Raw genomic sequence first — 11,816 nt, forward strand, 5'->3', positions numbered from 1 at the left:
ACGTGCTTTTGTGCCTGTGCCTGTGTGTCTATGTGCCAATGAATGGCTGGTTTCCTGCGGCTTATAGGAGGTGTGGTGGTACCGAATACTCCCGGTTTTACGACGTTGCCCCGGCCGACTAACGCTTCTCCCCCTGCGCGGTGTAACCACTATATAGCGGGGGTATCCGTCACGCGATATCCCATATCTAGTGGGCGTGTCATCCACAGATGTGCATAACTTCGCCGAGTTCTGCACAGCCTGTGCACTAATCCTGCGCGCAACCACCGACACCGAAGGCACGCCGCGCACTATCTGGCGAGAAGCTCGGCGGCATACAATCGAGCTCTCGTGAAACGCTACTTAGACCTCCTCAAAACCCGCGGCGTCGGGCGCATCATGGCGGCGCAGTTGGTAGCCCGATTCCCGGGCGGGATGCTCTCGCTAGCGTTCCTTCTGCATATCGAGCAGGTCTACAACTCCTACGGAATTGCCGGGCTTGTGCTCGCCGCCACGAGCATCGGGCAAGCCATCGCTGGGCCCCTCACGACGCGGTGGATGGGCGTGTGGGGAATGCGCCCCGTCATCATCCTGACCGCCTCGATCTGCGCGGTGGCGGTGGGCACCATCGCCCTGGTCGAGATGCCCGTCGTGCTCTATATGGTCGTGGGCTTTATCGCGGGCATCACCAACCCCCCGATCCAGCCCGCCGTGCGCACCATCTACCCCAAGATGGTCAACTCACAGCAGCTCACGCCCCTCTTCTCTCTCGACGCATCGCTGCAGGAGATCATCTGGGTCGTCGGCCCGGTCGTCACGACCTTCGTCGCCACCCAGATCGGCACGACCCAGGCCATCCTGGTTGCGCTCGTCTTTCTCGTGCTCGGCACCACCTGGTTTGTGCTGTCCCCCGAGGTTTCGCGGGTGCGCATCCCCCGCTCGCGCCGTCGCATGGGGGCCGTGCTGCTGCGCCCTCCCGTGATGCTCGCGACCGCGGTCGGCTTTCTCCTTGTCGGAGCCTGCGCCGCAGTCGAGGCCGGGGTCGTCGCGACCTTCGGCCACGGCGACGCCAGCGCGGGAATCGTGCTGGCCATCTTCTCGATCGGCTCGCTGGCCGGCGGCCTCACCTTCGGCCACCGCCCCATCGACGCGTGGGCTATCGCCCGCCGCATGGCCATCGTCTTCGTCGGTCTCGCGCTCGCATCGCTCATCCTCGAACTGTGGTGGATCTCTATCGCGCTCTTCGTGGCCGGTGTCGGAATCGCCCCCGCACTCGCCGCGATGTTCACCATCACCGCCGCGAGCGTCAAGTTCAGCGAAACCGCAGAGGCGTACGGATGGATCGGCACCGGTCAGCTCATCGGTGCTGCCATCGGCTCGGCCCTTGCCGGATTCATGATCGACGCGTTTTTGGCTCCGGGCGCCTACTGGATCGCCGCAGCATTCGCCTTTGTCGGCGTTGTGGTCGCCGCGGTGTTCCACAAAGCCAGCCCCGACCTGCGCGGCCGCGATGCGAGTCCGATCCCCGACACGGAGCCCATCGACACTCTGGGCTGACGCCGGCCACGCCGCGACCTACGCCGCAGCGAGGGCCGCTTCGTCGCCGTTGTCGATGTCTTCGGGGTTGGGCAGCGAGACAAAAAACCTGAACCAGATCAGCGCGGTGAACAGCGAGATCACCCCGCCCACGATGAAGGGCAACGCGAGGTCGATGCGGCCGAGTAGGCCGCCGAGCACCGAGCCGACGGGCATGCTCCCCCACAGCAGGGTGCGCCAGGTTCCATGCACACGGCCCAGCAGGCGCCCCGGGATTACGCTCTGCCTAAACGACATGATGAGCACGTTCCACACGGTGAGGGCGGCGCTCACCACGATCCACCCCACGGTGAGCACGATGAGATTCGGGAACACCCCGATCGCCGCGACCGAAACCGCGGTGATCAGGTTCGCGCACGCCACGGTGAGCCCCATGCCCCATCGAGCGGTGATGCGGGGCGTCAGCAATGATGCGGCGATGCTGCCGACGGCTCCCGTAAGCATGAAGACCCCGAACAGGGCCTCCGGCAGCCCGAGCCTGTCAACAATGAACAGCACGAGACTCGCGGTGGCCATAGAGAAGGCCAACCCGTCGGCAGTGCTGATGAACCAGAGGGTGCGCAACTGCGGCCGAGCCATGATGAACCGGTAGCCATCGCGAAACTGACGATGCCACGGCACCGTCTCGTCGCTGGTCTTGGCATGAGCCCGGGCGAACTGCCTGCCGGAGGCGACCTGCGGCAGCATGAAGGCAAGCACGGCGGCCAGGGCATACACGGCGGCGTTGGCCCCGAGCGGAATGAGCGCAGAGAAAACGAAGAGCAGAGACGTGAACGGCCCCGCCACGAAGTTCTGCACCACCTGCTCGCCCGCCTCGATGAGGGAGTTGCCGCGGGGCAGAGCGGCCTTGGGCAGAATGCTGGGCACCACGGCCCTGATGGCTCCGTCGTACACCGTCTCGAACATCCCGTAGACAAAGACGACAACGTACAGCCACCAGATGGTGAGACCGCCGGTCGCTGTGAGCACAAAGAGCAACACGGCAAGCATTGTGCGAACCGTGCTCGCCACGGCGAGCGCCATCCTGCGATCGACCTTGTCGATGAGGATGCCGGCGGGGATGGCAAAGAACAGCCACGGCAGCATCGCGAGAGCCGCGATGCCCGAAATGAGCAGGGGGTCGAGCGTGATTTGAACGGCCAGGAGAGGAATCGCCGTGCGGGCTATTCCATCTCCCAGACTGCTGGAAAGGTTGGCGCTAAAAAGATTGGCGAACGGCCGGCCGAGCGGTTGTTGCCGTGGTGTGTTGCTTACCACCGCGGGTGGATCGCCTCCCTGAATCGTCTGTCGTAGATGTCGCGCACTCCCTCGGTGAACCCGGAGGAGAGCTGCGGAACGTCGCCCGCCGCCGCGTTCGATTCGGCCTGAGCGATGCTGCGCGCCCCGGGGATCACGGTGCTCACGCCGGGCAGCTGGGTCACCCACGCAATGGCAGCCTGCGCTGTCGAGAATTCCGCCGCGTCGGGCTCGCCCGCGAGCAGCGCTGCAAACTCTTGAGCGGCGGCGACTCCCGTTTCGAAGTCGACACCGGAGAAGGTCTCCCCCACATCGAAGGCGTCGCCCTGACGGTTGAAGGTGCGGTGATCGTCGGGGGCAAAGGTCGTTTCGGTCGTGTAGCGCCCGCTGAGAAGGCCGGACGCGAGTGGCACCCTGGCGATGATTCCGACGCCCGCGTCGATGGCCGCGGGCAACACGGCGTCGAGCGGCTTGAGCCGGAACGCGTTCAGGATGATCTGCACTGTTGCGACACCGGGTCGCGCAATAGCCGTGAGGGCCTCATCCGCCGTCTCAACGCTCACGCCGTAGCTGGCGATGGCGCCCTCGTCGACAAGCAGGTCGAGCGCATCGAAAACGGCGTCGGATGAATACACGGCGGTCGGCGGGCAGTGCAACTGCACGAGGTCAAGGGTGTCCATGCCGAGGTTGCGGCGCGAGCGGTCAGTCCATTCGCGAAAGTGCGCGAGCGTGTAGTTCTCCGGCACCTGCTCGACGCGACGGCCCATCTTGGTGGCGACCGTGATGGAGTGTCCTGGGCTATCGGCAAGAAAGCGACCGATGAGGGCTTCGCTTCGCCCATCGCCATAGACATCGGCCGTGTCAAAGAACGTGACGCCACCCTGGGCTGCGGCATCGAGGACGGCAAAAGCATCCGCCTCGCTGACGTCCCCCCAGTCGGCTCCGAGTTGCCAGGTGCCGAGCCCTACTGCCGATACTGTGCGGCCGGTGCGGCCGAGAACTCGTCTATCCATGCGTGCGAGGTTAGCCGACCCGGTCGATTTGCTGTGCACTCTGAATGCGCGAGCTCCCGTCGATCACGGTAGCCACCTCACGAGCAAGCTTGCGATGCACGATGTGGTCGTTGAATTCGACCCTGTGCACCGTGACGTTGCGCATGTTGTTGATAAAGCTCATGCTGCCAGGAACGATGAACTGATCGAGGGAGCCGTAGACGACCTCCACCGGCACAGGGATGCGGGCGATGTCTGTCGCGGTGGTCTGCGACTCGATGCAGTGCTCAAGCGACAGGGAGAATGCCCTCCAATTGGATTCCGTGATGCCGAACACATTGGGGATGGGCATGAGCTTGGCCACCAGAGCGGCCCGCTTGAGCGTGAACTCTTTGTGCGCGCGCAGATAGGCGTAGGCCTTGAGATATGCGCTGGTCGCCGCCCGCACGACCGGGTCTCCGATCTCCTGGGGCACAAGGTAGACGGGCGGGCTCACCAGCACGACTTTGTCGAGCTGCTTGGAGTTGGTGCCCGCATAGCGCGAGACGATGAGCGAGCCCAGCGAATGCCCCACAAGCGTGTAGCGAGAAGACAATTTGAGCGACTTGATGGTGTGCGCCAACCACTGCACGTGCTCCTCAAGCGTGTACTCCGCGTCATCGGGGGCAGGCGACCCTCCGTGCCCGAGGATATCGATGCAGATGACCCTGTGATCGTCTGAGAGCAGCGGAACCAGGTTCTCCCACGTGATCGACGACGACGCCACCCCGTGGACGAGCACGACCACGGGGCCCTCTCCCACATCGCTCGCGATATGGAGCAACCGCCGGGGGCCTATCCCCAGAAAGCTGCGGATGCTTCGCGCAACCTTCTGGAACGGAATCATGATCGCGATTATGGCAGCGTTGGCCCGGGAGTTGCCGCAGAGTTCGTCGGGGCCGGCGCGCCGACGTTTAACCGGTGCCAAACGTTGGGTGGCTCTTTGGCACGGCCCGCCCATAGCCTGACCCCATGATGAGACGCTCGCTGATTGTTGCCGCCATGATCGTTACGGCTACCGGCCTGGTCGGGTGCACTGCATCGTCCATGCCCTCCGTCATGACGAGCGACACTTCGCTCGACGGCGCGCCCCTTGAGCTGCAGTCAGGGCCCGAGGGCCTGCGCACGATGGGAACGATGGATGCTGGCACTGCAGCGCGCGACATTATTGTCACGGGCTCAGCCCTCATCACGGTCGATTCCCCCGCCGAGGCCGCGGACGAAACGGCACGCATCGTCGAATCGGCGGGAGGCCACGTCGACGCGCGAACCGAAACCGCGCCGCGCAACGGTTTCGCTGGCCGCGCCGATCTCACGGTGCGCATCCCGGCCGACCGCCTTGACACCACCCTCGAAGAGATTGGCGAGATCGGCACTGTTGAAGAGCGCAACACGCAGTCCGTGGACGTCACCCAGGTAACCGAAGACTTGGATGCTCGCATCACTGCGCTTCAAGCATCCGTCGATCGGCTGCTCGCCCTCATGACGCAGGCTACGACCACCGCTGATCTCATCGCTATCGAAACGGCCCTCTCCGACCGTCAGTCGAATCTTGAATCCCTGCAGTCGCAGCGGGCATCGCTCGCCGATCAGGTCGACTATTCGACCGTGTCGATTCAGCTTGTCTCGCCAGCGGAGGCTCCCGTTGACGAACCGGACACGTTCCTTTCGGGTCTCATCACAGGGTGGGAGGCCTTGGTCGCCTTCTTCTCGTTCGTGCTCATCGCCCTCGGCGTGCTGTTGCCGTGGGTTGCCCTGGTCGCCATCGCCATCGCGATTGCGTTTCTTGCGCGTCGGCGGTGGCGTCGGCGGCGCAATGAGGGCGACACACGTAGGGAGTAAACTCGGGCGGTGCCAACCGAGACGCCTTCCGCCCGTGAGAGGGCCCGCGGGCACCTCATCGATCTGAGCCCCCTTCGGGAAAGCCCCGCCTTTGCGCGAATGTGGGCGGGCAACGCGGTTGCGGGAATCGGCACGCAGATGACGGTCGTCGCGGTGGGGCTGCACATCTACCATCTCACCGAATCCTCGTTCGCTGTGGCCATGGTCGGCGCGATCGCACTGCTCCCCATGATCATCGCTGGTCTCTACGGCGGCATGCTCGCCGACGCCTTTGATCGCCGTCTCGTTGCTCTGAGCGCGGCCGTCGTGGCCTGGGTCTCGACGGCATCCCTCGCCATCGTCGCCTGGGCAGGAGTGGACCAGCTGTGGCCCTTCTACCTGCTCACGGTAGTGAGCGCGGTCTCGGGCACGATTATCGGCACCTCACGCAACGCGATGCTCCCTCGGCTGCTGCCCGCTCGCCTGTTGCCGGCCGCATCTGCCCTCACAGGAGTGAGCATGGGAGCATCCGTGACGGTCGGGCCCGCCCTGGCCGGCGTTCTCGTCGCTGCATTCGGCTTCGGCTGGACGTACACGATCGATGTCGCCCTGTTCACCTTCGCATTTCTCGGCCTGGCCACGCTCCCCGCCATCAAGCCGGAGGGGGAGGTTCACCGCCCCGGCCTCGAATCGGTGAGGTACGGGCTCGCATTCCTGCGGCGGGCTCCCAACATTCGTATGTCGTTCATCGTCGACATCATCGCCATGACCTTTGGCCGCCCCCACGCCCTGTTCCCGGCGATCGGCGCCCTGGTGATTGGAGGTGGCCCCGTCACCGTCGGAGTGCTGACGGCGGCGAGCGCCGTGGGCACACTGCTCTGCAGTCTGTTGTCTGGCCGGCTCGGCACCGTGCGTCGCCACGGCGTGGCCATCGGCTGGGCTATCGCGGTCTATGGCGTCTTTGTCCTGGGATTCGGCGTTGTGATCGCCGTCATGCAACTGGGCGGATTCGAGCACGAGACCAACGACATTGCGGGCGCCAACCTCGTGGCGCTCGTTCTGGCCGCGGTCATGATGGCCGGCACGGGCGCCGCCGACAACGTGAGCGCGATCTTTCGAACGACGATGCTGCAAACCGCAGTTCCCGACAATATGCGCGGTCGCCTCCAGGGCATCTTCACCGTGGTCGTTACGGGAGGCCCTCGCGTGGGCGATATGTATGTTGGCGCGCTCGCCCTGGTCGCCGCACTCTGGGTACCGCCCGTTCTAGGCGGTCTGCTCATCATCGCCCTCATCGCGATGTGCCTGCGTCTCACGCCCACGTTCCGCACGTACGACGCGCTCGCCCCCACGCCTTAGACACCCTCCCCCGCTACATTGGCAGCAGCACATGCGTGTCTGAGGTGGCAGGGGGCTCAACATGATCGATGCGAACGTTGTGGGGGCTGGCCCCAACGGCCTCGCCGCGGCCCTGACGCTCGCTGCGGCCGGGCTCTCTGTTGTGCTTACGGAGGCATCCGATCGGGTGGGCGGCGGGCTGCAGAGCCGAGAGCTCACGGAGCCCGGCTTTCGCCACGACGTGTGCTCAGCGGTGCATCCGGCGGCGATGGCCTCCCCGTTCTTTCGCGAATGGGGGCTCACTGACCGGGTTGAGATGATCGTTCCCGATGTCTCGTATGCGCACCCGCTCGACGGAGGGCGTGCGGGCATCGCGTGGCGGTCGCTTGAGAAAACGGCCGAGCGCCTCGGCAGAGATGGTCGAGCGTGGCGCGCCCTGCACGAGCCACTGGTGACCCGGGTTGACGGCGTCGTCGACTTCACGGGCAACCAGCTCGTGCGCGTGCCCCGCGATCTGCCGGCGGCAATGCGCTTCGGGCTCGGCACCGTGGTGAACGGCACGGCTCTGTGGAACTCGCGCTTCTCGACCGATGAGGCGCGCGCGATGTTCACGGGGGTTGCCGCACACGCGGCCGGGCACCACCCTTCTCTCGCGGGCGCCGGGGCCGGGCTACTGCTCTCAACCCATGCCCATGCCGGTGGGTGGGCTGTGCCCCGCGGAGGTTCCCAGGCGATTGCGGATGCGATGGCCGCGCATTTTCTGCAACTGGGCGGCAGCATCCGGCTCAACACCACGGTGACGACGGCTGCGGATCTGGAGCCCTCCCGGGTGACGATTCTCGACACGACGCCCCGAATGCTCAAGAAGTTCACCGACCTTCCTGCGGCCTATGCGCGTGCCCTAGCCCGCTATCGCTATGGGACTGCCGCGGCGAAGGTCGACTTCGCTCTCAGCGGGCCTGTGCCCTGGAGCAACCCCGAGGTCGCCCTGTCTCCGACCGTGCATCTCGGAGGCACCCGTGCAGAAATCGCGGCGGCAGAGCGCCAGGTCGCGCGCGGAGGCATCCCGCAATCGCCCTACGTGATCGCGGTGCAGGCAAGCGTGGTGGATCAGACCCGGGCCCCGGCTGGCGGGCACACCCTGTGGGCCTACACCCATGTGCCGAACGGCAGCACACAGTCGGTTGTCGAGTCGGTGACGCGGCAGGTCGAGCGTTTCGCTCCGGGGTTTCGCGACCTCGTGCTGGGCACAAGCAGCATCAGCGCCACGCAGTTTGAGGCACACAACCCCAACTACATTGGCGGCGACATCTTCGCGGGCAGCTTGGGGCTTGCCCAGCTGGTCAAGCGCCCCATCGTCTCGCGGACCCCCTGGCGCACTCCGGTGCGGGGTCTCTACCTCGGCTCCGCCGCCACCGCACCGGGCCCCTCAGTGCACGGGATGAATGGCTGGTACGCGGCCGAGCTGGCGTTGCGCGACCACTGGGGCATCGCCGCACCGTTCGGCGCATAGCGCTGTGGGGTGGAGCCGGCACGGGGCGGTCTTGGCGTGGCGCTATCGGCGGGGGCGCTACTGAGCCCAGACGCCGGAGCTGCCCCGGCGGTGACTCTGCAGCAGGTGGGTGTCTACGATGCCCACGGCCTCCATCAGGGCGAACATCGTCGTGGGGCCAACGAAGGTGAACCCGCGCTTCTTGAGTTCTCGAGAGAGCGCAATCGATTCTGGCGATGTGGTTGGCACATCTGCCGACGTCACGGGCCGAGGGGTGCGCTCTGGCCTGAACGACCACACGAGATCGACAAGGCCGCCGCTCTCGCGCAGGGCGACGGTGGCGCGAGCGTTGGTGATCGTGGCGGCGATCTTGAGCCGGTTGCGCACGATCGTGGCATCGGCCATGAGCCGGGCGGTTTCGCTCGCGCCGTAGCCGGCCACGACATCCGGCTCAAAGTTGTCGAACGCGGCTCGAAAGGCCTCCCGCTTGCGCAGGATCGTCACCCACGAGAGCCCCGCCTGAAAAGCCTCGAGACTGATGCGCTCGAACAGATCTCGTTCATTGCGGACGGGCATGCCCCACTCCGTGTCGTAGTACTCGCGCAACAGAGGATCGGCGGATGCCCACGCGGGCCTCACGAGCCCATCGCTGCCCACCACAGCGGGGCTCACGCTGCACCCTCAAGGCCGAGCAGAATGCGCTTGGCTTCGAGACCGCCCAGGTAACCGCCGAGGGCGCCGTCCGATCTGAGCACCCTGTGACACGGCACGACAATGGGCAGTGGGTTTGTTGCACACGCGCTGCCCACCGCCCGCACCGCACGAGGGCTGCCAGCCGCAGCCGCCACCGCCGCATAGCTTTCGGTGTGCCCGTAGCCGATCTGGTTGAGGTGCTCGAGCACCTGGCGTCGAAAGCCACGGGAAAGCTGCCAGTCGAGTGGCACCTCAAACTGCTGCCGTGCACCCGCGAAGTAGTCGTCGATCTGGCGGGCCGCGCTTTCGAGCCGCGACGGCGCCTGTATAATGCGCGGGCTCACTCGTGCCGCCAGCGACTCAAGCACCACATCATGGTCCTCGATCGCAAAGGCGACCCGCACCAGCCCGATCTCGGTCGCGGCCAACAGGATGCGCCCGACGGGGCTGTCGATCGTGCTCACAGCGACATCCAGAAGCTCGCGATTGTCTGCCTCGGCCTCGAGCCTCGCGTGAAGCCGCGACAGAGTCGACTCGGCAATGGGCTCGAGAAGCCCATCGAGCTCACGAAGCCTGTCGGATTCGAGAAGCCCATCAGCGGGGTGATCGGCGGTCATGATCGTCCTTTCTCACGAGGGGGTTGCGGGCCGCTCTCCGAGCGCGCATCTCTGCGCGCCCGTCTCAGGGCGGCGATGCCATCCGATGCCGCACGACGAACAGCCGCGGGGGTTGCCCCGACGATTTCAGCAATCTGTGGATGAGGGAGCCCCACGATGTAGTGGTACGCAACAGCCTGGCGCTGTTTGAGTGGCAGCCGTGCCACCAGAGGCCAGAGGTCGTGAAAGGCGTCGCTTCGATGGTCTGGGGAGGGAGCATCCGCCATCTCCGCCACCGGAATCGGTCGACGGGCCCGAGCTCTGAGGATGTCCAGCGACTTGCGGTGTGCGATCGTGACCAGCCACGCCTCGATATTGGAGCCGGTCGCAAGGCTCGGATAGGCCTTCAGCGCGGCGAGGAACGTCTCGGACCAGGCATCGTCTGCATCGTCGTGCCCGACCACGGCACGGCAGACTCGCAAGACGGTGGCGCCGTGGGCGGCGACCGTCGATTCGAAGGGCGGGAGATGTTCCATCACTGAGAAGACGCTCACGCGGCCCGAAGTGTGAGGTCCCCGCGACCAACCGGATGCTGCATCGCCCCAGTATGAAGCCAGTGACCGACATGAACGGTATGCGGCATCCATCCGGAATGTGTTCAGCATTCCTCAGCCTGCCCGGCCTAGCGTGTGCCGCACCAATGGCAACCACGGCAGAAAAGAGGAGCAGCGCATGTCAGACTTCACCCCCGGCCAGGTGCATCACCACGAACCGCCCTACACGGTAGGGGTCTTGATCGGCAGCCTCGCCACGAACTCCATCAACCGGTCACTGGCCAAGGCTCTCATTCGCGTCGCCCCGTTCGAGTTCGAATTCGTCGAGATCCCCATCGGCAACCTGCCCCTCTACAGCTATGACTACGACGCCAACTATCCGCCGGAAGGGCAGGCCCTCAAAGATGCGATCGCCGGAGTCGACAGCGTGCTGTTCGTAACGCCCGAATACAACCGCTCTATCCCCGGGCCGCTCAAGAACGCCATCGACTGGGCAAGCCGTCCCTGGGGCACCAACTCGTTCGCCCGCAAACCATCCGCCGTCATTGGCACCTCGCCTGGCGCGATCGGAACAGCAGTGGCCCAGCAGAGCCTCCGCAGCGTGCTCAGCTTCTGCGATTCGCCACAAATGAACTTTCCCGAGGGCTATATCCAGTACAAAGATGGCCTCTTCACAGCGGAGGGCGACATAACGGATGCGGGAACAGAACAGTTTCTGCGGGAATTTATGCAGTCATACTTTCAGTTCGTCACGAGGGTGCTCACCGTGATTCCCCGCTGACTGTGGCGTTCGCGTGGAGCTGGCGCTACGCGCCCCGTCGATACGATGGAGGCCGACCACCTGGGAGGCCCGCATGACCATCACCGCCGCAGCCGACGGATCGGCCCTCGGCAACCCCGGGCCAGCAGGCTGGGCCTGGTATGTGAACGACGACTGCTGGGCGGCTGGCGGGTGGAAGCACGCCACCAATAATCAGGGCGAGCTCAAGGCCGTGCTCGAGCTATTTCGCGCCACCGCCCATATGGACGACGAACTCCACATCCTGTGCGACAGCCAGTATGTGATCAACTCCGTGACCAAGTGGATGCCGGGGTGGAAGAAGAAAGGCTGGCGCAAGAGCGACGGCAAGCCCGTGCTCAACGTTGAGCTACTCAAGGAGATCGACGCTGAGCTCGCCGGCCGTAGCTACCGCTTCGAATGGGTGCGCGGCCATGTGGGCCACATCCTCAACGAAGCGGCGGATGCCCGGGCTCGCGCGGTCGCCGAGGCTTACCAACGCGGATCCACAATCCCCTCGGGGCCGGGGTTCAGCGCACCGGGCGGAGTGCCCACGCCAGAGGAATCTGTGATCTCTGCGATCTCCGATCTTGTTGACACCACCGAGCTTGCCCGGGTCACCGAGCGCGCCGAGGCGGCAACAGCTCCCTCGTCGACCGACCCGCTCGACGACGGTGCGCTCTTCTCCCTCGACCAGGACGA

11 protein-coding genes and 1 pseudogene are annotated in these 11,816 nt (G+C 65.3%); 6 read left to right on the forward strand and 6 right to left on the reverse strand.

Annotation, left to right across the window (positions count from 1 at the left end; genetic code table 11):
• Positions 1–330 precede the first annotated feature (330 nt).
• Positions 331–1,536 (forward strand): MFS transporter, encoded by a 1,206-nt coding sequence (locus C2138_RS10130; RefSeq protein ID WP_233245478.1) that lies wholly within the window; start codon positions 331–333, stop codon positions 1,534–1,536.
• A gap of 18 nt (positions 1,537–1,554) precedes the next feature.
• Here C2138_RS10130 and C2138_RS10135 read toward each other — a convergent pair whose 3' ends face one another.
• From C2138_RS10135 to C2138_RS10145, 3 genes are read right to left on the reverse strand one after another with little or no spacing between them, the layout of a single operon-like run.
• Complete coding sequence (locus C2138_RS10135; RefSeq protein ID WP_158268773.1) at positions 1,555–2,832, reverse strand: MFS transporter; 1,278 nt, start codon at positions 2,830–2,832, stop codon at positions 1,555–1,557.
• Positions 2,826–3,824: an aldo/keto reductase gene (locus C2138_RS10140; protein ID WP_108519056.1), complete on the reverse strand. Its 999-nt coding sequence runs from the start codon at positions 3,822–3,824 to the stop codon at positions 2,826–2,828. The genes C2138_RS10135 and C2138_RS10140 overlap by 7 nt, the downstream gene beginning before the upstream one ends.
• A gap of 10 nt (positions 3,825–3,834) precedes the next feature.
• Entirely contained in the window at positions 3,835–4,770 is a 936-nt protein-coding gene (locus C2138_RS10145; protein WP_241961099.1) for an alpha/beta fold hydrolase, read from the reverse strand.
• A 44-nt stretch (positions 4,771–4,814) separates the two neighbouring features.
• Here C2138_RS10145 and C2138_RS10150 point away from each other — a divergent pair, with 44 nt between their 5' ends.
• The 3 genes from C2138_RS10150 (at position 4,815) to C2138_RS10160 (ending at position 8,514) form a co-directional block, all read left to right on the forward strand.
• A complete protein-coding gene (locus tag C2138_RS10150) occupies positions 4,815–5,684 on the forward strand; it encodes a DUF4349 domain-containing protein (RefSeq protein ID WP_108517560.1) in 870 nt (289 codons plus the stop codon).
• A 9-nt stretch (positions 5,685–5,693) separates the two neighbouring features.
• Entirely contained in the window at positions 5,694–7,022 is a 1,329-nt protein-coding gene (locus C2138_RS10155) for an MFS transporter (RefSeq protein WP_269844848.1), read from the forward strand.
• Positions 7,023–7,083: 61 nt separating this feature from the next.
• Positions 7,084–8,514 (forward strand): phytoene desaturase family protein, encoded by a 1,431-nt coding sequence (locus C2138_RS10160; protein ID WP_108517562.1) that lies wholly within the window; start codon positions 7,084–7,086, stop codon positions 8,512–8,514.
• A gap of 57 nt (positions 8,515–8,571) precedes the next feature.
• On the opposite strand, the gene C2138_RS10165 is transcribed toward C2138_RS10160, so the two are convergent.
• The 3 genes from C2138_RS10165 to C2138_RS10175 are packed head-to-tail and all read right to left on the reverse strand — an operon-like array spanning position 8,572 to position 10,336.
• Complete coding sequence (locus C2138_RS10165) at positions 8,572–9,165, reverse strand: DNA-3-methyladenine glycosylase I (protein WP_108517564.1); 594 nt, start codon at positions 9,163–9,165, stop codon at positions 8,572–8,574.
• The gene (locus C2138_RS10170) at positions 9,162–9,803 is read right to left on the reverse strand and encodes a methylated-DNA--[protein]-cysteine S-methyltransferase (RefSeq protein WP_108517566.1); all 642 of its coding nucleotides are present in this window, start codon (positions 9,801–9,803) and stop codon (positions 9,162–9,164) included. The genes C2138_RS10165 and C2138_RS10170 overlap by 4 nt, the downstream gene beginning before the upstream one ends.
• Positions 9,800–10,336 (reverse strand): RNA polymerase sigma factor, encoded by a 537-nt coding sequence (locus C2138_RS10175; protein ID WP_338418811.1) that lies wholly within the window; start codon positions 10,334–10,336, stop codon positions 9,800–9,802. The genes C2138_RS10170 and C2138_RS10175 overlap by 4 nt, the downstream gene beginning before the upstream one ends.
• Positions 10,337–10,514: 178 nt before the next feature.
• Here C2138_RS10175 and C2138_RS10180 point away from each other — a divergent pair, with 178 nt between their 5' ends.
• Together C2138_RS10180 and C2138_RS13930 are read left to right on the forward strand one after the other, a co-directional pair.
• Positions 10,515–11,117, forward strand: coding sequence for an NADPH-dependent FMN reductase (locus C2138_RS10180; RefSeq protein ID WP_108517569.1), 603 nt, complete (start codon positions 10,515–10,517; stop codon positions 11,115–11,117).
• A 73-nt stretch (positions 11,118–11,190) separates the two neighbouring features.
• Positions 11,191–11,646: pseudogene (locus C2138_RS13930) on the forward strand (ribonuclease H family protein); the annotation flags it as partial.
• Positions 11,647–11,816: the final 170 nt, after the last annotated feature.

The sequence above is a fragment of the Salinibacterium hongtaonis genome, assembly GCF_003065485.1.
GTDB classification, from domain to species: domain Bacteria; phylum Actinomycetota; class Actinomycetes; order Actinomycetales; family Microbacteriaceae; genus Homoserinimonas; species Homoserinimonas hongtaonis.

Excerpts from the sequence above, each read along its gene's own strand:
- C2138_RS10140 (WP_108519056.1), bottom strand. The coding sequence starts at position 3,824 with ATGGATAGACGAGTTCTCGGCCGCACCGGCCGCACAGTATCGGCAGTA.
- C2138_RS10150 (WP_108517560.1), top strand. The coding sequence starts at position 4,815 with ATGATGAGACGCTCGCTGATTGTTGCCGCCATGATCGTTACGGCTACC.
- C2138_RS10160 (WP_108517562.1), top strand. The coding sequence starts at position 7,084 with ATGATCGATGCGAACGTTGTGGGGGCTGGCCCCAACGGCCTCGCCGCG.
- C2138_RS10170 (WP_108517566.1), bottom strand. The coding sequence starts at position 9,803 with ATGACCGCCGATCACCCCGCTGATGGGCTTCTCGAATCCGACAGGCTT.
- C2138_RS10180 (WP_108517569.1), top strand. The coding sequence starts at position 10,515 with ATGTCAGACTTCACCCCCGGCCAGGTGCATCACCACGAACCGCCCTAC.